General features: G+C 73.4%; 19 protein-coding genes. 7 read left to right on the top strand and 12 right to left on the bottom strand.

Annotated elements, in window-relative coordinates; genetic code table 11:
• Window positions 1-9: 9 nt before the first annotated feature.
• Both sucB and lpdA read right to left on the bottom strand, forming a co-directional pair.
• A complete protein-coding gene (gene sucB / locus ACIA3K_RS04010; RefSeq protein WP_396799097.1) occupies window positions 10-1,854 on the bottom strand; it encodes a 2-oxoglutarate dehydrogenase, E2 component, dihydrolipoamide succinyltransferase in 1,845 nt (614 codons plus the stop codon).
• 64 nt (window positions 1,855-1,918) lie between these two features.
• The gene (gene lpdA, locus ACIA3K_RS04015) at window positions 1,919-3,310 is read right to left on the bottom strand and encodes a dihydrolipoyl dehydrogenase (protein ID WP_396799099.1); all 1,392 of its coding nucleotides are present in this window, start codon (window positions 3,308-3,310) and stop codon (window positions 1,919-1,921) included.
• Between the two features lie 178 nt (window positions 3,311-3,488).
• On the opposite strand from lpdA, the gene ACIA3K_RS04020 reads away from it, so the two are divergent.
• Window positions 3,489-3,818: a hypothetical protein gene (locus ACIA3K_RS04020; protein WP_396799101.1), complete on the top strand. Its 330-nt coding sequence runs from the start codon at window positions 3,489-3,491 to the stop codon at window positions 3,816-3,818.
• Window positions 3,819-3,869: 51 nt separating this feature from the next.
• On the opposite strand, the gene ACIA3K_RS04025 is transcribed toward ACIA3K_RS04020, so the two are convergent.
• A complete protein-coding gene (locus tag ACIA3K_RS04025) occupies window positions 3,870-5,444 on the bottom strand; it encodes a leucyl aminopeptidase (RefSeq protein WP_396799103.1) in 1,575 nt (524 codons plus the stop codon).
• A 161-nt stretch (window positions 5,445-5,605) separates the two neighbouring features.
• Between ACIA3K_RS04025 and gcvT the strand changes: the two genes are divergently transcribed.
• Window positions 5,606-6,736, top strand: a complete 1,131-nt coding sequence (gene gcvT / locus ACIA3K_RS04030) for a glycine cleavage system aminomethyltransferase GcvT (protein WP_396799105.1) — start codon at window positions 5,606-5,608, stop codon at window positions 6,734-6,736.
• A gap of 126 nt (window positions 6,737-6,862) precedes the next feature.
• On the opposite strand, the gene ACIA3K_RS04035 is transcribed toward gcvT, so the two are convergent.
• The 3 genes from ACIA3K_RS04035 to ACIA3K_RS04045 form a co-directional block, all read right to left on the bottom strand.
• Window positions 6,863-8,158: a DUF2314 domain-containing protein gene (locus ACIA3K_RS04035; RefSeq protein ID WP_396799107.1), complete on the bottom strand. Its 1,296-nt coding sequence runs from the start codon at window positions 8,156-8,158 to the stop codon at window positions 6,863-6,865.
• A gap of 66 nt (window positions 8,159-8,224) precedes the next feature.
• Complete coding sequence (locus tag ACIA3K_RS04040; protein WP_396799108.1) at window positions 8,225-8,998, bottom strand: adenosylcobinamide-GDP ribazoletransferase; 774 nt, start codon at window positions 8,996-8,998, stop codon at window positions 8,225-8,227.
• Window positions 8,988-10,928, bottom strand: coding sequence for a bifunctional adenosylcobinamide kinase/adenosylcobinamide-phosphate guanylyltransferase (locus ACIA3K_RS04045; protein WP_396799109.1), 1,941 nt, complete (start codon window positions 10,926-10,928; stop codon window positions 8,988-8,990). Before ACIA3K_RS04045 ends, ACIA3K_RS04040 begins: the two co-directional genes overlap by 11 nt.
• 142 nt (window positions 10,929-11,070) lie before the next feature.
• Here ACIA3K_RS04045 and ACIA3K_RS04050 point away from each other — a divergent pair, with 142 nt between their 5' ends.
• Entirely contained in the window at window positions 11,071-11,271 is a 201-nt protein-coding gene (locus tag ACIA3K_RS04050; RefSeq protein WP_030337978.1) for a hypothetical protein, read from the top strand.
• Complete coding sequence (locus ACIA3K_RS04055) at window positions 11,271-12,065, top strand: site-2 protease family protein (RefSeq protein ID WP_396799110.1); 795 nt, start codon at window positions 11,271-11,273, stop codon at window positions 12,063-12,065. The genes ACIA3K_RS04050 and ACIA3K_RS04055 overlap by 1 nt, the downstream gene beginning before the upstream one ends.
• Window positions 12,066-12,147: 82 nt before the next feature.
• On the opposite strand, the gene ACIA3K_RS04060 is transcribed toward ACIA3K_RS04055, so the two are convergent.
• From ACIA3K_RS04060 to nadA, 6 genes are all read right to left on the bottom strand, one after another.
• Window positions 12,148-13,146, bottom strand: coding sequence for an aldo/keto reductase family protein (locus tag ACIA3K_RS04060; protein WP_396799111.1), 999 nt, complete (start codon window positions 13,144-13,146; stop codon window positions 12,148-12,150).
• Between the two features lie 43 nt (window positions 13,147-13,189).
• Window positions 13,190-18,127, bottom strand: coding sequence for a WG repeat-containing protein (locus tag ACIA3K_RS04065; protein WP_396799112.1), 4,938 nt, complete (start codon window positions 18,125-18,127; stop codon window positions 13,190-13,192).
• 372 nt (window positions 18,128-18,499) lie between these two features.
• The gene (locus ACIA3K_RS04070; protein ID WP_396799113.1) at window positions 18,500-19,051 is read right to left on the bottom strand and encodes a helix-turn-helix domain-containing protein; all 552 of its coding nucleotides are present in this window, start codon (window positions 19,049-19,051) and stop codon (window positions 18,500-18,502) included.
• 159 nt (window positions 19,052-19,210) lie between these two features.
• A complete protein-coding gene (locus ACIA3K_RS04075; protein ID WP_396799114.1) occupies window positions 19,211-19,804 on the bottom strand; it encodes a DUF3043 domain-containing protein in 594 nt (197 codons plus the stop codon).
• Window positions 19,805-19,915: 111 nt separating this feature from the next.
• Window positions 19,916-21,271 carry a UDP-N-acetylglucosamine 1-carboxyvinyltransferase gene (murA, locus tag ACIA3K_RS04080; protein WP_203177790.1) on the bottom strand — a complete coding sequence of 452 codons (1,356 nt, stop codon included), beginning with the start codon at window positions 21,269-21,271 and terminating at the stop codon, window positions 19,916-19,918.
• Between the two features lie 212 nt (window positions 21,272-21,483).
• On the bottom strand, window positions 21,484-22,659 hold the full coding sequence (gene nadA / locus ACIA3K_RS04085; RefSeq protein ID WP_396799115.1) for a quinolinate synthase NadA: 1,176 nt from the start codon (window positions 22,657-22,659) through the stop codon (window positions 21,484-21,486).
• A gap of 68 nt (window positions 22,660-22,727) precedes the next feature.
• Between nadA and ACIA3K_RS04090 the strand changes: the two genes are divergently transcribed.
• The 3 genes from ACIA3K_RS04090 to ACIA3K_RS04100 all read left to right on the top strand — a co-directional run bounded on the left by ACIA3K_RS04090 (window position 22,728) and on the right by ACIA3K_RS04100 (window position 25,532).
• Window positions 22,728-23,867, top strand: a complete 1,140-nt coding sequence (locus ACIA3K_RS04090; protein WP_396799116.1) for a glycerate kinase — start codon at window positions 22,728-22,730, stop codon at window positions 23,865-23,867.
• A gap of 158 nt (window positions 23,868-24,025) precedes the next feature.
• Window positions 24,026-24,394, top strand: a complete 369-nt coding sequence (gene erpA / locus ACIA3K_RS04095) for an iron-sulfur cluster insertion protein ErpA (protein ID WP_282257478.1) — start codon at window positions 24,026-24,028, stop codon at window positions 24,392-24,394.
• A 160-nt stretch (window positions 24,395-24,554) separates the two neighbouring features.
• Window positions 24,555-25,532: a carbohydrate kinase family protein gene (locus ACIA3K_RS04100; protein WP_396799117.1), complete on the top strand. Its 978-nt coding sequence runs from the start codon at window positions 24,555-24,557 to the stop codon at window positions 25,530-25,532.
• The last annotated feature ends 31 nt before the right edge of the window (window positions 25,533-25,563 follow it).

A 25,563-nucleotide genomic window follows, 5' to 3' on the forward strand; every position in this document is an offset into this window, starting at 1 on the left:
CGAGGTGGATCAGGCCAGGCCCAGCTCCGACTCGAAGTTGCCGGCCTCCAGCCGCTCCTTGACCGCGCTCAGGAAGCGGGCCGCGTCGGCGCCGTCGATCAGTCGGTGGTCGTACGACATGGCCAGGTAGACCATCGACCGGACCGCGACGACCTCGCCCAGGTCCGGGTCGTTGACCACGACCGGCCGCTTGACCACGGCACCCGTGCCGAGCATCGCCGACTGCGGCTTCGGCACGATGGGGGTGTCGAAGAGCGCGCCCCGGCTGCCCGTGTTGGTGAGCGTGAAGGTCGCCCCGGCGATCTCGTCCGGGCTGATCTTGTTGGTCCGGGTCCGCTCGGCCAGGTCGGCGACCCGCTTCGCGATGCCACCGAGGTTGAGGTCACCGGCGTTGTGGATGACCGGCACCACGAGGCCCCGCTCGGTGTCCACGGCGATGCCGAGGTGCTCCGCGGCCGGGTAGGTGATCGTGCCGCCGTCCAGGTCCAACTGGGCGTTGACGATCGGGTAGGTCTGCAGCGCCTCGACGGCGGCGAGAGCGAAGAACGGCAGGAAGGACAGCTTGACGCCGTGCCGCTGCACGAACGAGTCCTTCGCCTGCGCCCGCAACTTCGCGACCCGGGTGACGTCCACCTCGACCACCGTGGTGAGCTGCGCCATCTCGTGCAGCGACTCCTGCATCCGGTTGGCGATCGCCTTGCGGATCCGGGGGAGCTTCTCGGTGGTGCCCCGCTTGCCGCTCGGCTGCGGCTTCGCGGCCGGCTTGGCCGGGGTCGCCGCGCTGGCGGCGGGCTGTGCCGCCGGAGCCGGCGTAGCCGCTGAGGCCTTGGCCTTCTCGGCCGCGTCGAGGACGTCCTGCTTGCGGATCCGGCCACCCACGCCGGTGCCGTTGAGCGCGGCCAGGTCCACGCCGTGCTCGTTGGCCAGCTTGCGTACCAGCGGCGTGACGTACCCGGCCGCCTCCTCGCCACCCTGGGCGGGAGCGGACGGGCGCTGCGGCGCGGCGGTCGGCGCGGACGGCTGGGCGGCCTGCTCGGCCTTCGCCGGCTGCGCCGACGTCTCCGCCTCGGCGGCCGGCTCGTTGTACGACATGCCCGGGGTGGGCTCCTCGACCTTCGGCTCCGGCTTCGCCTCGGCCTTGGGGGCCGGCGCGGCCTCCGCCTTCGGCTCGGGCTTCGGCTCGGTCTTCGCCTGGGCCGGGGCCGCACCGGCGACGCCAATGACCACCAGGTCGGCGCCGACCGCGGCGGTCTCGTCCTCGGCGACCTTGATCTCCAGCACGGTGCCGGCCACCGGCGACGGGATCTCCGTGTCGACCTTGTCGGTGGACACCTCCAGCAGCGGCTCGTCCACCTCGACGGTGTCGCCGACCTGCTTGAGCCAGCGGGTGACCGTGCCCTCGGTGACGCTCTCGCCCAGGGCCGGCATCTTGACCGCGGTGCCCTCGCCCGACGACGCGGCGGCCGGAGCCGGCGCCTCGTCCTGCGCCTCGTCCTGCGCCACCTGGTCGGCGGTGCCCTCGGCGGCGGCCGTCGGCTCGGCGGCGGGCTCGACCGACTCGGCCGGCGCCTGCTGCTGCTCCTGCGGGGCGGCCTCGCCACCGCCGGTCGACTCGCCCTCACCGGCGATGACGGCCAGCTCGCTGCCGACCTCGGCGGTCTCGTCCTCACCGACCACGATGCGGCTCAGCACACCCGCCGCGGGCGACGGGATCTCGGTGTCGACCTTGTCGGTCGAGACCTCGAGCAGGGGCTCGTCGACCTCGACCGTGTCGCCCTCCTGCTTGAGCCAGCGAGTGACGGTGCCCTCGGTGACGCTCTCGCCGAGCCGGGGCATGGTGACCGATACCGGCATTTTCTGAGACTCCTTCATTCCCCTGGTGGGATCTTCGCCCGTCGCCGGACGCCGCGGTTGATTGTCAGGCGTGCGCGTGCAGCGGCTTGCCGGCGAGGGCCAGGTGCGCCTCGCCCAGGGCCTCGTTCTGGGTCGGGTGGGCGTGCACGAGCTGGGCGACCTCGGCCGGGTAGGCCTCCCAGTTGTAGATGAGCTGCGCCTCGCCGATCAGCTCACCCACCCGGGCGCCGACCATGTGGACGCCGACCACCGGGCCGTCCTCCACCCGGACCAGCTTCACGAAGCCGGTGGTCTTGAGGATCTGGCTCTTGCCGTTGCCACCCAGGTTGTAGTTGTACGTCTTGACCTTGTCGGCGCCGTACTGCTCCTTGGCCTTCGCCTCGGTCAGACCCACCGACGCCAGCTCGGGGTCGCAGTAGGTGACGCGCGGGATGCCCACCTCGTCGATGACGGCCGGGGTCTGGCCGGCGATCTCCTCGGCGACGAAGATGCCCTGCTGGAAGCCGCGGTGCGCGAGCTGGAGGCCGGGCACGATGTCGCCGACCGCGTAGACGTTCGGCACGCTGGTGCGCAGCCGCTCGTCGGTCAGCACGTAGCCGCGGTCCATCTTGACGCCCTGCTCCTCGTACCCGAGGTTGGCGGTGCTCGGACCGCGACCGACGGCGACCAGCAGCAGCTCGGCCTCGACGGTCTCGCCGCCGGAGATGGTCAGCTTGACGCCGTTGTCGGTCTTCTCGACCTTCTCGAACGGCTTGCCGACCTTGAAGTTGATCTTCCGCTTGCGGAACGCCCGCTCCAACGCCTTCGACGACTCCTCGTCCTCGGCGGCGACCAGTCGGGGCAGCGCCTCGACGATCGTCACGTCCACGCCGAAGGACTTCCACACGCTGGCGAACTCGACGCCGATCACGCCACCACCGAGCACGATCGCCGACGAGGGGATCCGGTCCAGGGTCAGCGCGTGGTCGCTCGTGATGATCCGCTCGCCGTCGACGTCCAGGCCGGGCAGGCTCTTCGCGTACGAGCCGGAGGCCAGCACGATGTTGCGGCCGGTGTAGCGCTTGCCGTCGACCTCGACCACGTTCTTGCCGACGAGCTTGCCGTGGCCCTCGACGATGGTGATCGACTTGTTGCCCTTCAACATGCCCTGGAGGCCCTTGTACAGGCGGGCGATCACGCCGTCCTTGTACGAGTTGACCCCCGCCATGTCGATACCGACCAGCTCGGCCTTCACACCGAACTGCTCCGACTCGCGGGTCTGGTCGGCGATCTCGGCCGCGTGCAGCAGCGCCTTGGTCGGGATGCAGCCGTTGTGCAGGCAGGTCCCGCCGAGCTTGCCCTTCTCGACCAGCGCGACCTTCAGGCCCAGCTGGACGGCGCGCAGCGCGGTCGCGTAGCCGCCGCTGCCACCTCCGAGGATGACAATGTCGAAGGTCGCTTCGTTCGGCTCGCTCACGTCCAACTCCCAGGTCGCGTCACTGCATCGGGGGTCACGGAGGTGTAACACGGACACACCCCACCTCGGTCATCTTGTCACCACTGGGCACAGGGTGCGTAGTGAGGTGCCCAACGACACGTCATCGACACGTACCCTTGGCACCGTTGTCGATGACGTCAGGTGGGGGAGAAGTCCGGTGGGGTTGTTCCGGCGTCGCAAACAGGCGCGTGTGGCGAGCCACGACCGTGCGGCCGATCGTGGCGATCTGGCCCATCTGGAGAACTTCATCCGGAGCCGGCGAGGTGTCGAGGCGTTCATCGAGCCCCGGACGACGGTCACCGAGACCACCGTGATCCTGATCGCCGACGACGGGGAGTGGACCCGCCGGCGCATCGACGGTCCGGACGGCGCGCGTCGCTTCGCGTACCGGATGGGCATCCCGGTGTACGACGTCCGGCTGATGGGCTACCCGCAGCGGATGCGCGACTTCAACGAGCGCCGCAAGCGCCGCCCCGAGCTCTACTGAACTGAAAGCGGGGCTCCCGGCAGCCGGGAGCCCCTCTTCCAGCGCGTGCGGTCAGCCGTTGGCGGCGACGTCCTCGACGAGCTGCACCAGGGTGCGGACCGGCACGCCGGTGCCGCCCTTGGTCCAGTAACCGGTCGGCTCGCCCGAGTGGTAGCCCGGGCCGGCGATGTCGATGTGCGCCCACGCCACGTCGTCGGTCACGAACTCGCGCAGGAACACGCCGCCCTGCAGCATGTGCCCGGCCCGGTCCATCCCGGCGTTGACCTGCGAAATGTCCGCCACGTCGGAGTCCATGCCCTTGCGTACGTCGTCCGGCAGCGGCATCGGCCAGGCCGGCTCGCCGACCGAGTCGCCGACCGTGCGGACCCGCTCGCACAGCTCGGGAGTACCCATGACGCCGGCGACCCGCTTACCCAACGCGATCACCTGACCGCCGGTGAGGGTGGACGTCTCGACTAGGTAGTCCGTGCCGTCGGCGCAGGCGCGGGCGATGGCGTCGGCCAGCACCATCCGGCCCTCGGCGTCGGTGTTGAGCACCTCCACCTTCTTGCCGCTGAACATGCTGATCACGTCGCCCGGCCGGTAACTGGTGCCCGACGGCATGTTCTCGGCCATCGGCAGGTACCCGCTGACCGCCACGTTCGGCTTCAACGCGGCGATCGCCAGCATCGCCGCACCCACCGCGGCGGCGCCCGCCATGTCGGACTTCATCTCCCACATGCCCTGCGCCGGCTTGATCGAGATGCCGCCGGTGTCGAAGGTGATGCCCTTGCCGACCAGCGCGACCCGCTTGCCGTTGCCGGCATCCTGCGGCGTGTAGGTGAGCTTCACCAGCCGCGGCGGGGCCTCCGACCCCTGCCCGACCGCGATGATGCCGCCGTACCCGCCGGCGGCCAGCGCCGCCTCGTCCAGCACCTCGACGCCGAGGCCGGCGTCCCGGGCGGCGGCGGCCACGGCGTCGGCGAACGACGGGGGACGCAGCTCGTTCGGGGCGGTGTTCACCCAGTCCCGGCTGGTCCGGACCGCGCCGGCGACCGCCTGCGCGCGGGTGATCTCCGCCTGGGCGCCCGTGTCGGCGGCGTCCGGAACGGCGATGAGCACCTCGGCCACCGGCTCCCGCCGGTTCGGCTGCGGCCGGGTCTTGTAACCGGCGAAGCGATAGCCGCCGAGCAGGGCGCCCTCGGCGACCGCGCGTAGCGCCGCCAGCGCGTCCGCGTCGTCGGGCAACGGCAGGCTGAGCGCCACCTTCGGCGCGCCCGCCAGGGCCCGCACCGCGGCGCCCGCCGCGCGGCGCAGCGTCTCCGGCGCCGGGGCGGCGCCCGTCGGCTCCGGGCCGAGCCCGACCGCGACGACCAGTGGAGCCGTGACGGTACCCAGCGTGGCCAGCTTGATCACCTCGCCCGGGCCACCGGTCGCGCCGAGCAGCGCCAGCGTCTCGGTCAGCTTGCCGTCGAACGCGACGGCGATGCTCTCCGCGCCGCTGCCGAGCAGCAGGGTGCCGGCGAGGCCGCTGGTGGCGTCCTGCTCTCCGGTCTGGCTGTGCACGCCGATCACGATCGCGTCGACGGCGAGCTCCGCCGGGTCGGTGTCGACCAGGCTCAGGGTGGTCGTGCGGGGGGTTGTCACTGAAGCTACTCCGGGCGGGCCGGGCCGGTCGCGTCGTCGCGTACCAGCGGTGAAGGTCTCCGGCGGAACCTACCCGCCGGACATCGGGGCTGTCCCGTCGATCACGCAACGGGGTCCCGCCGATGCTAACCAGCGGCGTAACCCCCGGTAAGTTGCCACCCATGACCGACGTGACCTCCGCCGCCGCCGCGACCCGGCTGCGACGTTCCCCGCTGCACGAGCGGCACACCGCCGCCGGCGCCAAGTTCGCCCCCTTCGGGGGCTGGGAGATGCCGCTGGAGTACGCCGGCGGCGGGGTGCTCAGGGAGCACACGGCGGTGCGGACGGCGGTGGGGGTCTTCGACGTGTCGCACCTGGGCAAGGTCCGGGTGACCGGTCCCGGAGCGGCCGAGTTCGTCAACTCCTGCCTCAGCAACGACCTGGGCCGCATCGGGCCGGGCCGCGCGCAGTACACGCTGTGCTGCGACGACGCCACCGGCGGTGTGGTCGACGACATCATCGCCTACCTGTACGCCGACGACCACGTCTTCCTCATCCCGAACGCCGCGAACACCACCGAGGTCGTACGCCGGTTGCGCGCCGCCGCGCCGGAGCGGATCACCGTCACCGACGAGCACGAGGCGTACGCGGTGCTGGCCGTGCAGGGCCCCCGCTCCGCCGAGCTGCTCGCCGCCCTCGACCTGCCCACCGGGCACGGCTACATGAGCTTCGACGCCGCCAGCCTCGCCGCCGTGGAGTTGACCGTCTGCCGTACCGGCTACACCGGCGAGCTGGGCTACGAGCTGGTGGTGCCGGCCGAGCAGGCGGTGACCGTGTGGGACGCGCTCTTCGCCGCCGGCGAGGCGTTCGAGCTGCGCGCCTGCGGCCTCGCCGCCCGGGACACGTTGCGCACCGAGATGGGGTACCCGCTGCACGGGCAGGACCTCTCGTTGGACATCACCCCGGTGCAGGCCCGCTCCGGTTGGGCGGTCGGCTGGGACAAGCCGGCGTTCTGGGGCCGTGACGTGCTGCGCGCCGAGAAGGCCGCCGGCCCCCGTCGTACGCTGCGTGGCCTGGTGGCCGTCGACCGCGCCATCCCGCGCCCCGGCATGACCCTGCACCTGGGCGACCGGCAGGTCGGCGTGGTGACGAGCGGCACCTTCAGCCCCACGAGGAAGCAGGGCATCGCCCTGGCCCTGATCGACACGGACGCCAACCTCCCCGAAGGCGCCGAGGTCGAGATCGACATCCGAGGCCGCCGCGCCCCCCTGACGGTAACCAAACCCCCCTTCGTAACCCCCTCAACCCACTAACCCCAACCCCGGCCCCATCACCCCGTTGATCATGAAGTTATTGCTGCGACACGCCGACACCGGTGGCAATAACTTCATGATCAACGGGTAGGGGTCGGCGGGACGGGTCGGCGGGGTGGGGAGGGGTTAGGGGGTTGGGGTGGGGGGTTCGCCGGAGTCCAGGACGGCCTGGGTCCAGCCGCCCTCGATGACTCCCGTCGCGTCCAGGACCGCCCAGTCGACGACGTCGGCGGACTCCACGACCACCGGGGCGCCGATCCGGACGCTCTCGTCGGTGTTCGCGTCGCTGGCGCTGACGCCGACGATCCGCTCCGGGGTCTCCCACGAGGTGACGCCCGCCCAGACGTACTCCGGGCCGTCGTCGCCCGGCAGGCCGTACTTGACGACGAGCTGCGACTCGGTCGGCAGCCGGCCGGCGACGAAGCGGGCCCGCGCGTCGCCCAGCGCGGCGCGGGCGGTGGCGACCGCACGGCTCATGGCGTCACCGGAGCGGGCGTAGCGCACGTCCGGCTGGATGCCGGAGAACAGGGTCGCGCAGGCGGCGGCGAAGTAGCGACCGTCCGGGCCGGGGTGCCCGGCCGGTGGGCGCAGGCTCAGGAACGAGTCGGCCTCCGGGTCGGTCGCCGGGTCCAGCTCGAGGCGCAGCAGCACCGGGGCGGTCGCGCCGTGCTGCTCCGGGTTGCCGTACGCGACGGCGATGTCGTGCCCGGTGACCGTGGCGAGCACCGGTAGCTGCACGAAAGCGGGCACCTCCGCGCCGTTGAGGCCGTCGGTCCAGTCCCGCAGCAGCCGACGGGCCGCGCCGGTCATCACCGCGCCCCAGGCGCGGGTGAGGTGGTCGGGCACCCCCTGGGTCTGCAACTCCAGCAGCCCGAAGCGACGCAGCCCCTTCGTGGTGAACCACAACCCCTCGGCGTCCGACGAGTACGGCACCAGCACCCAGTCGACGAGCCGGATCCGGCCCTGCTCGTCGGGGAGGGAGCGCAGCGCGGTCGCCGGGTCGAGGAACTGGAGGCCGAAGACGTCCACCACGTCGCTGTCGACGGACTCGGCGACCGCCGCCGCCACCGCCCGTGCCGCCCACTCGTGCGCCGGCGGCCAACCGGGCCGGTACTCGGCCTGCACCACCACCAGGTGCGTCGCCGCCGCCAGCCGGGCCAACTGCTCCGGCGTGGCGCCGAACGCGGTGAGCAGATCCGGCGGAAGCGCGGGGAACTCGGCGATCGGCCGGGTGTCCACGCTCATCAGCGGGCTGTCCAGCATCTGGGTGGCGAGCCCGTGCACCGGTTCGGCGAGCCGCCCGGCCAGCGACGCCACCGCCGTCTTCGCGCTGACCTTCGGTAGCCCCGCCATCGGCACCAGGTAGGTCGCGCTGAGCGACTCCGGCACCGGTACGGGCAGGAAGTCGTCCGTGATGAGCATGTTCGTTCCCCCGGTGGCCGCGCCGGTGTTGTCGAGCCGAACGCTACCCGGCCGCGTACGACGGCTTCAGCCGGACAGCACCACACCCAGGTAGACCAGCGTGGTGACCACCTCGACGGTCGCGCCGAGCACGTCGCCGGTGATCCCGCCGAGCCGCCGTACCACGTGGGTCAGCAGCGCCACCGCGACGGCCAGCGCGGCGACGACGGCGAGTGGCCCCTGCCACGGGCGGCCCGGCACCGCAGGCGCCGCCAGCAGCACGACGGCGACCGCGCCCACGGTCAGGGCCGCCGGGCCGACCGTGCCGGCCACCAGCGCGCCCAGGCCGTCCGGCCGGGCGGCGGGCACGCCCCGCCGGCACGCCACCGTCACGCCCAGGCGGCCGGCCGCCGTCGCCGCGACCACCGCCGCGAGGCACGCCGGCCACGACCGCCCGGCCAGGTCGGCGAGGGCCGCGGCCTGCACCAGGAGTACGACCACCAGCGCCACGACACCGAACGGTCCGACGTCCGGCTTCTTCATGATCTCCAGCGCGGCGGCGCCCCGGCGGTACGAGCCGAGCGCGTCCACCGTGTCGGCCAGCCCGTCCAGGTGCAGCCCTCGGGTCAACAGGGCGGCGACCCCCACCGTCACGCCCGCCGCTACCAGCGGGGGCGCGAGCAGGCCGGCCAGGAGCAGGACACCACCCAGGAGTACGCCGAGCAGCGCGCCGACGGCCGGGGCGAGCGCCATCGCCGTACCCGCCACCGGGCGGTCGATCCGTCCGGCGCGTACCGGCAGCGTGCTGAAGGTGGTGACGGCGAGCCGGACGCCCGCGACGAACCGCGACTCAGCCGGCACGCCAGCCCGACGCCGGCTGCTCGTCGGCCCCGGTGCGGGTGGGGCCCGGCCCGGCCGGCTCCGGCTCGACGAACTCCGGGTCGGTGTAGTCGGGCCCGGTGTAGGCCGGCTCGTCGTCGGCGTAGTCGGGCTCCGGCTCGTCGGTGCCGTCCGGCTCGGCGTCGCCGCCGAGCGACGGATGGACCGGCAGGGCGGCGGCCAGCGCCAGCACCGAGCGCAGCATCGGCAGCGCGACCAGGGCGTTCGCGCCCTCGCCGAGGTCCAGGCGGAGATCGAGCAGGGGGGTGAGGCCGAGCACGTCGGCCGCCAGCCGCACCGCGGGGTGCTGGCCGTGGTCGGCCAGCAGGCACCAGTGCCGGGCCTGCCCGGCCAGGTCGCGGCTGATCATCCCCGCCGCCAGGCCGACCGGCCCGTCCAGCAGCACCGGCACCCGGCGGGCGGTCGCGCCCAGCAGCACGCCGGTGGCCACCGCCACGTCGCCGCCACCCAACTCGGCCAGCACGTCCTTGGCGGAGCGCGGCGAGCGGCGGGTGCGGTGCAGGGCGTCCCGCACGGCGGCGCAGCGGACCATCCAGGCCGCGTCGTCGATCTCACCGGAATCGGTGATCACCCGACCCAGCACCGACGGCGGTTCCGCGCCCGCGGTGGCCGCCAGCACGGCCGCCGCCGCCGCTTCGGTGCCGGCGCCACAGGCGCCCAGGACCAGCAGTTGTACGCCCGCGTCGGCCGCCTGCTCGGCCAGCCGCCAGCCGTAGCGCAGCGCCGACTCGACCTGCTCGCCGGCCAGCGCCGGCTGGGTCTCCATCGGGGCGGCGGCCGGCGTGTCCACGACCTGGAGGCTCGCGCCGGCCTCGGCGGCCAGCCGGGCCAGCGCGCCCCGGCCGGCGCGGGCCTGCGCGGCGCGGCGTGCCGACTCGCCGGCGACGGTGCCGGCGGACGCGCCGCCCGCGTGATCGCCGTTGAGCAGCAGCACCCGTACCGAACCCCAGGCGGACGGGGTCGACGTGCCCTGCGTGGCGGCGGCGAAGCCGACCACCCGGTCCAGGACGCCCAGCCCGGCGCCCGGCACGTCGAGGCTGGCCAGTCGGTCGACCGCCTGCGGGCCCGCGTACTCGTCGGGCATCGGCAGTTCCATGCCCGGCTGGATGACCAGCCCGGTGGCCACCATCGGCAGCGCCATGGTCGGCGCGGCCCAGGGGTTGCCGGGCTCCTGGTTCGGCGCGACCGGCGGGGTGTGGGTCAGGACCTCGGGGAGCTGCACCTCGGGCGTCGGCTCGGTGTCACCCAGGCGCGGGGCGACCGGGCCCGGGGTGCCCAGCTCGGTGGCGACGGAGTGCCTCCCGGTCGCGGCCACCGGCGTGGACGCAGCCGAGGTGGCGACCGCTGCCGGCTTCAACCAGGCGGGCTGGCCGGCGACCACCAGCACCACGGCGTCGCAGGCGTCCGCGACCGCGCGGTTGGCCGCACCGAGCGCGTCGGCGAACGCCCGCCCCAGCGGAGTCGTCGGCACCAGCGACAGTCCCACCTCGGGGCTGACCAGCACCACCCGCGCCGTGCACTCCCGGATCGCCTCGGCCAGCTCGGCGATCGTGGCCAGGTCGTCGGCGGGCTGGTGCTCCGGGTCGAGCAGCACGGTCACCCAGCCGCCCAGGTCGTCGACGAGCAGCGTCTCGTTCGGCTCGGCGGACGCGAGCACGTCCGCCAGCCGACGCGGCTCCCCGGCGGTCTCCTCGGTGGTCCAGCTACCCGGTCGCCGGGCGCGGTGGCTCGCCAGTCGGGTGGCCCACTCGGTGTCCTCCGGGTCGCCCTCGGGCGCGGTGGCGACGTAGCGGACCACCGGCGCGTCGGCGACCAGGGACTCGGCGAACTCGGACTTGCCGGACCGGATGCCGCCGAGCACCAGGACCGTGTTCCACCCGTCAACGGACATGCCCGTACCTTAAGGCCGCCCGGGGTCGCTCTGCCTGCCGGCCCGGCGCTCGCACGACGGGTGGGGGGCCGTCGCGCGTCGGGCCGACTACGCTGGCGGGGGTTCGTCCCACCGGGACTTCAGCGGCGAGGGGAGACGCGGCATGGCGTGGAGCTGGCGGTACGAGGGCACGGATGGTCAGACGGTCGAGGGACCGGCGGAGTCGTTCGGCAGCCAGGCCGACGCCGAATCCTGGATCGGTCAGACCTGGCGTGAACTCGCGGCGTCCGGCGTCACCTCGGTCGCGCTCGTCGAGGACGACCGGGTGGAGTACCGGATGAGCCTGCTGCCCACGGCCGAGTGATGGCGTACGACCGGCCGGGCGACAAGCTGGTGCTCGGCGTGCCCAGCGCGGCGTTCCGGCCCAGCCCGGTCTTCCTCGGCCTGGTCGCGCTCTTCGTGGCCAGCGGGGTGCTGGCCTGGAACGGGTACGGCAGCGTCCGCTTCGACGTGTTCCTGTTCGTGGTCTCCGGCTGGCTGGTCTCGCTCTGCCTGCACGAGTACGCCCACGCGGTCGTCGCCTACCGCGCCGGTGACCGGGACATCGCCCACCGTGGCTACCTCACGCTCAACCCGTTCAAGTACACCCACCCGTTGCTGTCGATCGTGCTGCCGGTGGTGGTGGTGCTGCTCGGCGGCATCGGCCTGCCCGGCGGCGCGGTGTGGGTGGACCGGCACGCCATTCCGGGGCGGCTGCGGCACACGCTGGTGAGCCTCGCCGGTCCGGCGACGAACGTGCTGTTCACGTTGCTGCTGGTGCTCGCGGTACGACTGGGCGCGACCTCGGGCGGTCCGGTCGAGTTCTGGGCCGGGGTGGCCCTGCTGGCGTTCCTGCAACTCACCGCGAGCGTGCTCAACCTGCTGCCGGTGCCGGGCCTGGACGGCGGCAACATGATCCAGCCGTGGCTGAATCCACAGTGGCGCAGGATGTACGACCTTTTCGCCCCGTACGGCTTCATCCTGCTCTTCGCGCTGCTGTGGAACCCGCGCATCGGCGGCTGGTTCTTCGACGCGGTCTTCGCGATCGGTGACCTGCTCGGCCTGCCGTCCTGGCTGTACGCCGCCGGGCTCGACCTGATCCGCTTCTGGCAGAGCTGAGCCGCCGGGCCGGCCTGACGGCCGGCTGAGCTGACCGGCCCGGTCCGCGCGAACCTGTCGCGCCGACCGGACCGGGCCCGGCTCAGGGACGCTCTGCGGGAGACTCGGTCTTCGCCGCGTCCCGCTCGACGACCGGATCGATGATGTCGTCGATGGCCTTGAGCAGCTCGGCGTCGAGCTTCACGCCGGCCGCCTTCACGTTGTCCTGCACCTGCTCGGGGCGGGACGCGCCGATGATCGCCGACGAGACGTTCGGGTTCTGCAGCACCCACGCCACGGCTAGCTGGGCCATGCTCAGGCCGGCCTGCTCGGCGAGCGGCTTGAGCTGCTGCACCCGGGTGAGCACGTCGTCGTTCAGGAACGGGGCGATGAAGTTCGCGCCCGACTTGTCGTCGGTGGCGCGGGAGCCGGCGGGCGGCGGCTGCCCCGGCAGGTACTTGCCGGAGAGCACGCCCTGCGCCATCGGCGACCAGACGATCTGACCGATGCCCAGCTCCTCGCTGGCCGGTACGACCTCGGCCTCGATGACCCGCCACAGCATCGAGTACTGCGGCTGGTTGGAGACCAGCGGGATGTGCAGCTCCCGGGCCAACGGGTGGGCGGCGCGCAGCTGCTCGGCGGTCCACTCGGAGACACCGATGTAGTGGGCCTTACCGGAGTGCACGACGTCGGCGAACGCCTCCATCGTCTCCTCCAGCGGCGTGCTGTAGTCGTACCGGTGGGCCTGGTAGAGGTCCACGTAGTCGGTACGCAGCCGGCGCAGCGAGCCGTTGATCGACTCCATGATGTGCTTGCGGGACAGGCCGCGGTCGTTACGACTCGGCCCGGTCGGCCAGTAGACCTTGGTGAAGATCTCCAGGCCCTCGCGACGCTCGCTCTCCAGCGCCTGGCCGAGCACGGCCTCGGCCCGGGTGCCGGCGTACGCGTCGGCGGTGTCGAAGGTGGTGATCCCCGCGTCGAGGGCGGCCCGCACACACGCGAACGCCGCGTCCTCCTCGACCTGAGAACCGTGGGTGATCCAGTTGCCGTACGAGATCTCGCTGACCATCAGGCCGGAACGGCCCAGGTGTCGGAATTCCATGTCCCGACCCTACGTCGACCGATCCCGGTCGCCGAGTGGCGACTCAGAGCACGGGATTGGCGTCGGTCAACAGTCGGTCGATCTCCTCGAGCACCGCCGCGCGATCGGGATGCACCAGATCGATCAGTGACGCGCCGCGACGGTCCAGCGCGCCCCACCGACCGCCCCCGCTGACGAGGAACGCCACCGGGTGGATGACCACCACCGGGTACGACGGTGGCACCAGCACCGTGCCGGTGCGATCCACCACACCGCGCCGGCCGGCCACGTCCACGACCACGAGACCCTCGTCGGTGAAGCCGTCGACCGGCCCCGCGTCGCTCAACTCGGTGACGAAGGCGTGGTAGCGGGTCGGCACCACGATCCGTCCGGTCCGGTCGACCGCCCCCCAGCCCTCGCGCTTCACCGGGGCCAGTCCACGGCGGAACGGTCGTACGTCGGCGAAGTTCGGCGGGACCTGCACCGTGCCCGTCGGGTCGATCGCCGCCCACCCGCCGTCGGTGACCACCCAGGCCAGACCGTCGCTGAACGGGCGCACCGCCCGGTACGACGGAGGGATCACCGTCGTACCCAACATGTTGATCAGCGACCACCGGTCGGTGTCCGGCCGCCGGACCCAGGCCAGCCCGTCGTGGAACGGCTGCGCCTCCGCGTACCGGGCGGGAACGGCCACCTCCCCGGCCTGGTCGGTGTAACCCCACAGCGGCCCGTCGCGGTCCGGCTGCGGGGGCCGGTCACGGTCGAGCACCTCGTCCCGACCCCGGGGGTACGGCCCGAAGCCGTCCGCCGCTCGCACGGTGACCGCGTCGAGGGCCACCCGTACCCGGTCCAGCAGCTCGGCGTCGGCCGCGCCGCGCAGGTCGAGCGCCCGCTCGAAGTGGTGGCAGGCCTCCATCAGCCGGCCCTGGTCGTAACAGCAGCGTCCGGCGTGCTCGTGCAGGGCGGCGCGCAACCGGTCGGGCAGCTCGACCGAGTTGGCCTCGGCGAAGAGCTGGTCGGCCTCGGCGAAGTCACCCCGCCAGCGCAGCACGTGCGCCAGCCGCGCCTGCGCGAGCGCGGTCCGACGCAGCTCACCGGTGGCCTCCGCGTACGTGAGGGCGAGGCGTCCGTCGGCCAACGCGTCGTCGAGGTCGCCGAGGATCCGCGAGGCCACCGCCCGGAGGCTGAGCAGCCGCGCGCGGGCCCGGTTGTCGATCGCCGTACCCAACTTCTCGGTCAGCCGCCGCCGGATGGCCCGCATGCCGTCCGGCTCGGTCAGCTCCTCGCGCAGGGTCACCGGGTCCAGCCGCCAGCGGTACGCGGCCAGGACCTGCTCCGGGTCGCCCTCGTCGGACAGCGAAGGGCGCACCGGCCCCGTCGCCGTGCCCGGCGGTGCCGACACGGGCGCGTCCGCCTCGGACGAGGGGTCACGTGGCCCGGGAATGACGACTGCCGGTACGGCGGACACGGTCTCCGCGGCGACGGTCTCTGCGGCGACGGTGTCTGCGGGGGCGGTGTCTGCGGCGACGGTCTCTGCGGGGTCGGGTGGCGCGGGAGGGGGCGGGGACGCCGCTGGGGGCCCGGAGACGGGCTCGCTTGCGGCGGGTGGCGGGGGAGTGGGCGCGGGGGCGGCCTGTGCCGTGGTGGGTTCGGGGGCGGCAGGTGGTCCGGAGACGGGCTTGACGGCGGCGGGCGGTGCGAAGGCTGGTTCGGGCGCGCGCGACGCGTAGGCGGGTTCCGGTGTGGCGGGTGCCGTGGTGGCGCTCTGCGCCCCGCCGTCCGACGCGGCATCGGGTTCCGGCAGGGCGGCGGGTGGTGCGGAGGTGGGGGCTGCGAAGGCGGTCGTGGGCGCGGCCGGCGGTGCCGACACAGGTGTGGCGGGCGGTGCCGACACGGGCGCGGTCGGTGTGCGTGCCGCGACGGAGTCCGCGTCGACGGACCACTTCGTTGCGGGCTCGGGTGTCGTGCGTTCCGCCTCGGTCCACGGCGCGGGCTCCCCGTCGGTGCCCGGCGCGGCGGTCGACGGGCCTGCGGCGTTCGGCCCGGGCGACGACGATGGCCGGTTCGACGATTCCGAGCTGGCGGCACGGTCGACGGGCGACGTGCTTCTCGGGGCTGCCACCTCGTCGAAGTCGTCCGCAGTGGACCCGCTCGGCCGCTCCGACGGCTCGCCGGAGACCGGGCGGCGATCCCTGGTGGCTGCGCCGTCGCTCGTCAGCCGCTCGCGGCTGGTGGTGTCGCCCCGGTCGTCCGACCAGGCGTGCGGCGCGAGCGGAGTGGATTCCGCCGGCGGACCGGACACGGGGTCCAATCCGGTCGGGGTCGGCTCGGCAGCGGGCGTCGCCTCGTCCAGCTCATCGGACCAGGACGGACGCCCAACGTCGACCGGCCCGATCGGCGGCGCGGAGACGGGCGACGCGGAGACCGGGGGCGCGGAGACCGGAGGTGCGGTGACCGGGGGCGGGGAGACCGGAGGTGCGGAGACCGGGGGCGCGGAGACCGGAGGTGCGGTGACCGGGGGTGCGGTGACCGGGGGTGCGGAGACCGGCGTCGCGACGGCCTCGCCAGCGTCGGGTCGCTGGTCGGGGGCCGGGCGGTCGACCAGCGGTTCGGTCGACGCGGTCGTGTCGTGCGTGTCCCCCGTCCCGGGCGGCGACCCTGCCGGTACGTCGACGAGGGCCCGGTCCTCGCTCGCCCCGGCAGCCGTGGCGGCGGCCGCCGACGGCGCCTCCTGACCGGACTCGACCGGCTCGGTGGCGGGGCTGAACCAGGCGTCGGGGCCCCGCCCCGGTGTCGTCGCCGGCTCCGGGGTGGTTGGCGCGGACGTCTCGGTGGGCGTCGGCGGCACGTAGCGGCGCGGCACCCCCGGGGCGACCGGGAGCGACGGCTCGGCGTCGGGCGTGGAGGACCTCGGCGTCGCCGGTGTGGCGGGCGGTTCCGGTCGCTGCCAGGTCGGTGGCGGCGCGACCGGCGGGCGGCTGTCCGGGCCGGGGTAACGCGGCACGGTGGTGGGCCGGGCGTCCGCAGTCGGCGCAGCTTCGGTCGGCCGCCGCTCGGGCCGGGGCGGCGACGCCGACGGCTCGTCCGACGACGGGGGATCCACCGGGGCGGGCAGGAACTCCACCCGGAGTCGCGCGGCCGGCGGACCGGAGATCGGAGCGTCCACAGCCGGCGAGACCGGCAGGCCCGACACCGGCCGGTCGTACTCCGGCCGGTCGTACTCCGGCCGGTCGGACGAGGTGGGCGATCGCCGCCCGTGGTCGGCGGGCGCGGGGGAGACGGGCGTCGCCGACGGCGGTGCCCCCCACCCGGCGGCGGGCGAGACAGGCCGGTCCCGTCCGGGAGCGGCGGGAGACACGGGTGCGTCCCGTCCGGGAGCGGCGGGGGACACGGGTGCGTCCCGTCCGGCGACGGCGGGGGACACGGGTGCGTCCCGTCCGGGAGCGGCGGGGGACACGGGCCGGTCCGGAGGCAGCCGGTCGCTGCCCGGCGCGGCCGGGGAGACGGGTGTGGGCGGGACCGGGGTGGTCCGACCGTAGGTGGGCGACGCGCTCGCGGCGGGGCGGACCGGCCGCTCGTCGTACCGGCCCGGCTCCGCCGGTGGCCGTGCGGGGGCAGTCGGCGGCCGGGATCCCACGCGCGGCTCGGTGTCGCGGTACGGCTCGGGCCGGTAGCCCGGCTCCCGGGTGCGGTCCGGATGCACCGGCCCGGGCGCCGGCCAGGGCAGGCCGCCACCCGACCGGGGCTCGCGGTACGCCTCGTCGCGGCGGGTCTCTTCCCGGTACGGCTCCGGGCGGACCGTCTCGCCTGGACGACGGTCCGGGTACGCCTCGGCGCGCGCTGCCGCCTCGCGGGGTTGCTGGCGGTGCGGTTCGACGTCGGGACGCCGGCGGTCGTCGTCGCGGCGGGGCTGCTGCGGCGCGTCCGTTTCGGGGCGGCGTCGCCGTCCGCTCTCGGATGTCTGGGGCGGCCCGTACATCTCGTCCGGGCGGCGCTGCCACTCGCTGGACCCGCCGGGGCCAGCCTCCACCCGGGACCGCTCGTCGGCAACGCCGCGCTCGGCACGGCGGGCCTCGTCGGGAAGGCCGCGCTCGGCACGGCGGGCCTCGTCGTCGGGCCGGCGATCCGAACGACGGGCGTCGTCGGGGCGACGGTCGGGCTGGCCGTCGGCCCGGTAGCGGCTGCGACTGTCGATGGGCGCCCACTGGCCGGCGCCCTCGGCGGCCCAGCCGTCAGTCGGGCGGCTCTCGGGGTTCCGGGTCGGGCGGATGCCGTACCCGTCGCCGGGCTGCCGGTCGTGGGCGGCGGCGGGTCGCTCCGACGTGCCGCGTCGACGCGGTGGCTCGTCGGGCTCGGACACCCAGCCCGAGTCACCCCGGGGCGCCGGGGAGTAGGGCCCGGGGGAGACCGGCGGTGACGTCGGGTACGCCCGGTCCCGGTCGGTCGGCTCGGGTCGGCGTCGGCGGCTGTCGTACCCATCGGAAGCGGGCTGCTCGCGGTGCCACGCGGCCTCCCGGCCGGGCGTCCGGTCGTCGCCGGGGCGTCGGTCGGACCAGGCGGTACGGCGGTCCGACTCGGGCGAGCGGCGCTCCTCGCGCCGAGGCGGCTCGGGGAGCGGCCGGCGGTACGGCTCGTGGTCGTAGTAGGCCGGTTCGGAGCGGCCGTGCCGGGACGCGTCGGATGTCCGCTCGTCGCCGCGCGGCCAGCCGTAGGACTGGCCCGGCTCGTCGTCCGCCCGCCACCGGCCCTCGGGTTCGGCCGGCGGTTCGTCGGCCCAGGAGCGGCCGAGGTAGGTGCCGTCCGGGCGGGTGGGCGCGAGCGGGGGGACCTCGGCACGACCCACCGCGCTCGCCCGTGGGCGCGGTGGCGGGGACTGGTGCGTGGCGCCGATGTCGCCAGGGTAGCGCTGGCCGGGGAACTGGGGTTGCCATTCGGTGGTCGGTTCGACCACCCAGGACGGTTCGTTCGGATCCCGCCACCGGTCGGTGTAGCGGCCGTTCATCCGTCGAGCCCGTCGCCACACCCGACCGCTCGGCCGATCCCCGTCGACGGTGAGGTGGCGCTCCTGTCCCGCTGGCCGTTGGGCGTCCGGTCGCCGCCTGCCACGCTCCGGTGGCCGGCTCGCGTCCGCTCGCTCACGGCGTTGTCACCTCGTTGCACATTGTCGCGCTGGGGCCTCGCGTGCCGGTCGGGTCGCCCGTTCCGGCAGGGCGTGGCTGCGGATGGAGGGTAACGGCGCGGGCTCGTTCACCGCCACTGTGGTGCCGTCCACGAACGCAAACGTTATCCGATGGTTCCGGACATTTAGGTCGATAACCGAATCTGACTTTCGACGATACCCCACCCGCCGCCCCGGACGGACCGGAGCACCCGGTCAGGGATGCTCCATGACGAGGACGGCGAACGTCCCGGGGACCAGCGCCTCGTACCGGTGTGGCAGGTCGCCGGGGAACGTCGCGTAGTCACCCGGACCGAGGTCGACCACGTCGCTCTCGGGGCCCACCCGCAGCCGTCCGGCGGCCACCACCACATGCTCCACACTGTGCGGCGTGTGCCCGTCCGCCTCCCGGACCGCGCCCGGCTCCAGCTCGATCAGGTAGATGTCCCGGCGTACCCGCGACGTTCCGGCGCTGAGCAGCGTCCCGGTGAAGTCGGCCCGCTCGGAGCGGACCCGGGGGCCCTCGCCGGCACGAATCACCCGGAGGTTGTCGGCCGCCGGCTCGACGAGCCGGCTGAACGGCACGCCCAGCGCCACGCCGATCGCCCACAGCGTCTCCACGCTCGGGTCACCGGTCCCCGACTCCAGCGCCGCGAGCGTGGACTCAGGCGTCCCCGCCCGGGCGGCCAGCTCGGTCAGCGAGACACCGGCCCGCTCGCGTTCGCGGCGCAGGGCGGCGGCGACGCTGGCCGATGGTTCTCCGGGCATGCGTGTTCGCTCCACTGGATCATCGTTCGCGGTCACGAACAACGGCGACCTGTTCACCGTGCGGGACTACGCGCACGGTACAACGAACGAGGAACCGCCCGACGTCCTTTGCCACCAACGCGGCCAGAGCGGGGTGTTCCCGGCGACGCGTCGCCGGGATCAGACCTTGTCGCCGAGCTTCACCGCGGGCGCCGGAGCGCGCATCCGCCGGAAGGTGATCGAGCGCATCACGGCGTAGAGGTAGAGCGAGCCCATCCGCTGGTCGGTCTTCGGGAAGCGCTCCCGGACCAACTTGCTGATCTTGCGGCAGATCAGCAGCGAGTCGACCACCACGCCGAGGGCCAGGGCGCCCCAGAGCACGTTGGAGATCAACCGGACCACCGCCGGCATCGCGGCGTTCGAGCCGATCAGCACGATCAGCGCGCCGCCGAAAAACCAGGTGCCGACGGTACGACGGGAGTCGACCACGTTGCGCGCCAGCAGCCGCTCCGGGCCCCGGTCGCGCGGGCCACCCTCGCGGCGGAAGTCGGCGGCGGCCTCGGAGCGCAGTTGACGACGCCGTTCCCGCTCCTCCTCCTTGGTGAGGGGGCGGCTCGGCCCGGCCGGACGCCGGCCGACCACCGGCCGCTTCGGCGTCTCCCGGCCCTTGGCCGGGGTGTAGCCCCGGGGACGGTCGGCGGTCTCCTCGGGGGTCACCGAGGTGACGGCCTCGTCGACGAGGTCGGTGGACTTGCGGCGAAAGAGCGACGGCACGCGGCAAGGGTAGCCAACGGTTCGCGCCCGGTGCACATCGCGGTGCGACGGCCGACGGCTCCAGGTCGCAGCGCGACCTGGAGCCGTCGGGTCCGAACGGTTGGTGAGAGGTTACGGGCGCTCGGCGTGCGCCCCCAGGTCGGCGAGCTTCGCCTCGAAGTCCTCGTAGCCCCGGTTGATCAGGTCGACGCCGTACACGCGGGAGGTGCCCTCGGCCGCGAGCGCCGCGATCAGGTGGCTGAACCCGGCCCGCAGGTCCGGGATGACCAGGTCGGCCGCGTGCAGCTTGCTCGGCCCGGCGATCACCGCCGAGTGCTTGAAGTTGCGCCGGCCGAAACGGCACGGGGTGCCGCCGAGGCAGTCCCGGTAGACCTGGATGTTGGCGCCCATCGAGTTCAGCGCCTCGGTGTAGCCGAGCCGCTGCTCGTAGACCGTCTCGTGGACGATCGACAGGCCACGGGCCTGGGTCAGCGCCACGACCAGCGGCTGCTGCCAGTCGGTCATGAAGCCCGGGTGCACGTCGGTCTCCAGCGCCACGGCGTTCAGCTCGCCGCCCGGGTGCCAGAAGCGGATGCCGCCCTCCTGGCCCGGGTCGCCCAGCTTCGGCGCGCGGGCGTCGGTGACCTCGTACTCGCCACCGACGGACCGGAAGATGTTCAGGAAGGTCATCATGTCGGCCTGCTGCGCGCCGAGCACCTCGACGTGACCACGGGTGGCCAACGCGGCGGCGGCCCAGCTCGCGGCCTCGATCCGGTCCGGGATCGGCCGGTGGGTGTAGCCGTGCAGCTTCGGCACGCCCTGGATCTCGATCACCCGGTCCGTGTGGACCTTGATGATCGCGCCCATCTTCTGCAGGATGCAGATCAGGTCGATGATCTCCGGCTCGACGGCGGCGTTGCGCAGCTCGGTGACGCCCTCGGCCATGACCGCGGTCAGCAGCACCTGCTCGGTGGCGCCGACGCTCGGGTACGGCAGGGCGAACTTGGTGCCGTGCAGCCCGTTCGGCGCGGACAGGTGCAGCCCCTCGGGCCGCTTGTCGACGGTCGCGCCGAACTCCCGCAGCGCCTGCAGGTGGAAGTCGATCGGACGCGGGCCGATGTGGCAGCCGCCCAGGTCCGGGATGAACGCGTGCCCGAGACGGTGCAGCAGCGGCCCGCAGAACAGGATCGGGATACGGCTCGAACCGGCGTGCACGTTGATCTGGTCGGTGCTGGCGCTCTCCACGTTCGCGGGGTCGAAGACGAGTTCACCGTCCTCAGCGCCGTCGGTCACCTTGACGCCGTGCAGACCGAGCAGACCCCGGACCACCTCGACGTCGCGGATCTTCGGCACGTCGAACAGCCGGCTCGGGCTGTCGCCCAGCAGTGCGGCGACCATCGCCTTCGAAACCAGGTTCTTCGCGCCGCGCACGCGGATCCGCCCTTCGAGCGGAGTGCCTCCATGCACGACCAGGACGTCGTCGGTCAACGCAACCTCCAGCGCTTCGGTGCTGCTGTGTTGATGATGGGGAGCGTGAACCTTGTCGCTACCCCGGATGCGGCCATATCGAAACGGCCCGCTCGCGTCGTCGCTCCGGCAGCATAGCCCTCGGTGACGAAAAAGGACTCGGTCAGACCGGCGTGTGTGGCATTAATCGGTGATCCGGCACTTTTGTGTACCAGGGACGTCACGCATTGTGATCATGCGCCGGGCAGGGCGAGCATCTGGTCCAGCGCCACCCGCGCGTGGTGGGCGGTGTCGGCGTCCACCGTGATCTGGTTGACCACCCGGCCCGCGACCAGCTCCTCCAGCGCCCACACCAGGTGCGGCAGATCGATCCGGTTCATCGTCGAGCAGTAGCAGACCGCCTTGTCGAGGAACATGATCTGCTTGTCCGGGTGGGCCAGGGCCAGCCGGCGGACCAGGTTCAGCTCGGTGCCCAGCGCCCACGCCGAGCCGGCCGGCGCCGCCTCGATGGTCTTGATGATGTACTCGGTCGAGCCGACGTGGTCGGCGGCCGTGACCACCTCGTGCCGGCACTCCGGGTGCACCAGCACGTTGACGCCCGGCACCCGCTCCCGTACGTCGTTGACGCTCTCCAGCGTGAACCGGCCGTGCACCGAGCAGTGCCCCCGCCAGAGGATCATCTTGGCGTCGCGCAGCTGCTCCGGCGTGAGCCCGCCACCGGGCTTGTGCGGGTCGTAGAGCACGCAGTCGTCGAGCGACAGGCCCATCTCCAGGACCGCCGTGTTGCGGCCCAGGTGCTGGTCCGGAAGGAAGAGCACCTTCTGCCCCTGCTCGAACGCCCAGTCCAGGGCGCGCTTGGCGTTGGACGAGGTGCAGACGACGCCACCGTTGCGCCCGACGAAGCCCTTGATGTCCGCCGAGGAGTTCATGTACGTCACCGGCACGGTGTCGCCCGCGATGCCCAGCTCGGTCAGCGTGTCCCAGGCGGCCTCGACCTGACCCAGCACGGCCATGTCCGCCATCGAGCAGCCGGCGGCCAGGTCGGGCAGGATCACCCGCTGGGTGCCGGTGGTGAGGATGTCGGCGCTCTCGGCCATGAAGTGCACGCCGCAGAAGACGATGTACTCCGCCTCCGGACGGGCCGCCGCCTCCCGGGCCAGCTTGAACGAGTCACCCGTCACGTCGGCGAACTGGATCACCTCGTCGCGCTGGTAGTGGTGCCCCAGTACGAAGACCTTGCTGCCCAGCTTCGCCTTCGCCGCCGTGGCGCGGGCCACCAGGTCGGGATCGCTGGGCGCCGGCAGGTCGCCCGGACACTCGACACCGCGCTCGGTGTCGGGGTCACTGCCCCGGCCGAGCAGCAGCAGAGCCGTCGCCGTGTTGGAGGGTTCCACCCAGGTCGAAGTCACGTACCCCATGGTCCCACAGCGCGAGCGCGCCGCAGCTCCGCTCGGTGTGTGCTGCCACACTGCTCGCCATGCGCGTGCTGCTCTGCCCGGACAAGTTCGCCGGCACCCTGTCCGCACCGGAGGTGGCCGCCGCGGTCGCCGCCGGTTGGCGCACCGTCACCGACGGCGATGACCTGCTGATCCGGCCCCTGGCCGACGGTGGGCCGGGCTTCGTCCAGGTGCTCGCCGACGCACTCGGCGGCCGGCGGCTGCCGGTCTCGACAGTCGATCCGCTGGGCCGTCCGGCGGCGGGTGAGATCCTGCTCACCGCCGATGGCGCGACCGCCTACCTGGAGAGTTCCCAGGCGTGCGGACTGCACCTGCTCGCCGTCGACGAGCGCGACCCGAAGGCCGCCACGTCGTACGGGCTGGGTCTGCTGGTGGCCGCCGCCGTGGAGAGCGGGGCCCGGACGGTGGTGATCGGGCTGGGCGGCTCCGCCACCAACGACGCGGGCGCCGGCATGCTCGCCGCGCTGGGGGCGACTCCGCTGGACGGGACCGGCGCGGCGCTGCCGTACGGCGGAGCCGCGCTGGCCGCGGTCGACGCGCTGGACGGCGTACCCCGGTTGCGGGACGCCCTGCTGGTCGCCGCCACCGACGTGGACAACCCGCTGCTCGGCCTGCACGGCGCGAGCAACGTCTTCGGTCCGCAGAAGGGCGCCGACCGGGCCGACGTGCTGCTGCTCGACGCCGCCCTGGAACGCTTCGCGGCGGTGCTGGAACGGGACCTGCCCGGCTGCCCGGCGGGCCTGGGCGCGCTGCCCGGCGGTGGGTCGGCCGGCGGCCTGGGCGCGGCCGTCCTCGCGCTCGGCGGAACCGTTGAGTCCGGTATCGGTCTGGTCACCCGCGCCAACCGGCTGGACGCCGCCCTGGACACCGCCGACCTGGTGATCACGGGGGAGGGGTCCTTCGACCACCAGTCGCTGCGCGGCAAGGTCGTCGCCGGGGTGGCCGGGGCCGCCCGGGACCGTGGGGTGCCCTGCGTGGTGGTCGCCGGCCAGGTCAGCACCGGCCGGCGGGAGGCCGCCTCGGCCGGAGTGACCGACGCCTACAGCCTGGTGGAGCACTTCGGTGGCGAGGAGACCGGCGGGCTCGCCGCCGCGCTGAGCCGCCCCGCCGACGGGCTGCGCGAACTGGGCGCCCGGCTGGCCCGGCAGTGGAGCCGCTGAGCGCGCGCCACCGTCCCACCTGGGCCGGGGGCCCGCCACGCGGGTACGTCCGGCTCGGGCGGCGTACCATCGGAACTGGACCACAACCGGGAATCACTGGACGGCGCGCGACGTTGGCCAGTGCGTCCGGACCCAAAACCGCGCAGGGAGACTTCCACGTGACCACGCCAGCGCAGACCGAGTCGACCGAGGCCCAGGCCCCTACTTCCGTCGTCCTCACCGACGTCGCGGCGCAGAAGGTCAAGGCCCTGATCGAGCAGGAGGGCCGCGACGACCTGCGGCTCCGGGTCGCGGTGCAGCCGGGCGGCTGCTCCGGCCTGCGGTACCAGCTCTTCTTCGACGAGCGCTCGCTCGACGGTGACGTCGTCACCGACTTCGGTGGCGTCGAGGTCGTCGTCGACCGGATGAGCGCCCCCTACCTGGCCGGCGCGACGATCGACTTCGCCGACCGGATCGACGCCCAGGGCTTCACCATCGACAACCCCAACGCGGGCAACTCCTGCGCCTGCGGCGACTCGTTCAACTGAGTCACGCACCACACCAGCGATGACGGGGCCGTCCTTCGGGGCGGTCCCTTCGTCGTGGCGCGCTTGTGACGAGCTGGTTGCCGTTGCACGACGGACCGGACACGCCCCGGTTACCGGGCCGGTAGGCTGACCGCGCCCCGCTCCCGACCCTGAGGTTGACATGAAGATCGCCGTGACCGGCTCGATCGCCACCGATCACCTGATGAGCTTCCCGGGTCGCTTCGCCGACCAGCTCATCGCCGATCAACTGCACAAGGTTTCGCTCTCCTTCCTGGTTGACGACCTGGTGCTGCGCCGCGGTGGGGTGGCGGCGAACATCTCCTTCGGCATGGGGCAGCTCGGGCTGCGCCCGGTGCTGCTCGGGGCGGTCGGCGCGGACTTCGCCGACTACCGCTCCTGGCTGGAGCGGCACGGCGTGGACTGCGACTCCGTGCACGTCAGTGAGGTGGCGCACACCTCCAGGTTCGTCTGCACCACCGACACCGACATGTGCCAGATCGCCTCGTTCTACGCGGGCGCCATGAGCGAGGCGCGCAACATCGAACTGGCCCCGGTCGCCGACCGGGTCGGCGGGCTGGACCTGGTGCTGGTCAGCGCCAACGACCCGGAGGCGATGCTGCGGCACTCCGCCGAGTGCCGCACCCGCGGGTACGCGTTCGCCGCCGACCCCTCCCAGCAGCTCGCCCGGATGCCCGGGGAGGACGTGGTGGCGCTGATCGAGGGCGCCGAGTACCTCATGACCAACGACTACGAGAAGTCGCTGCTGCAGAGCAAGGCGCAGCTGAGCGACGACCAGTTGCTGGACCTGGTGAAGGTGCGGGTCACCACGCTGGGCAAGGACGGCGTCGAGATCGCCGGTCGGGGCATCGACCCCATCCACGTACCCATCGCCCGGGAGATCCGGGCCGTCGACCCCACGGGTGTCGGCGACGGCTTCCGGGCCGGTTTCTTCACCGCGCTCTCCTGGGGTCTTGGGCTGGAGCGGGCCGCCCAGGTCGGCTCGCTGCTGGCCACGCTCGTCCTGGAGACGGTCGGCACCCAGGAGTACGACGTGCGCCGCGACCTGTTCGTCAAGCGCCTAGCCGAGTCCTACGGCGACGTAGCAGCAGAAGAAATCCGCCCCCACCTCCTCCCGTAACCCCCGCCCGGGTCCCCTCGCCGATCTTGCA

The organism is Micromonospora sp. NPDC051543 (assembly GCF_044454415.1).
Classification (GTDB): domain Bacteria; phylum Actinomycetota; class Actinomycetes; order Mycobacteriales; family Micromonosporaceae; genus Micromonospora.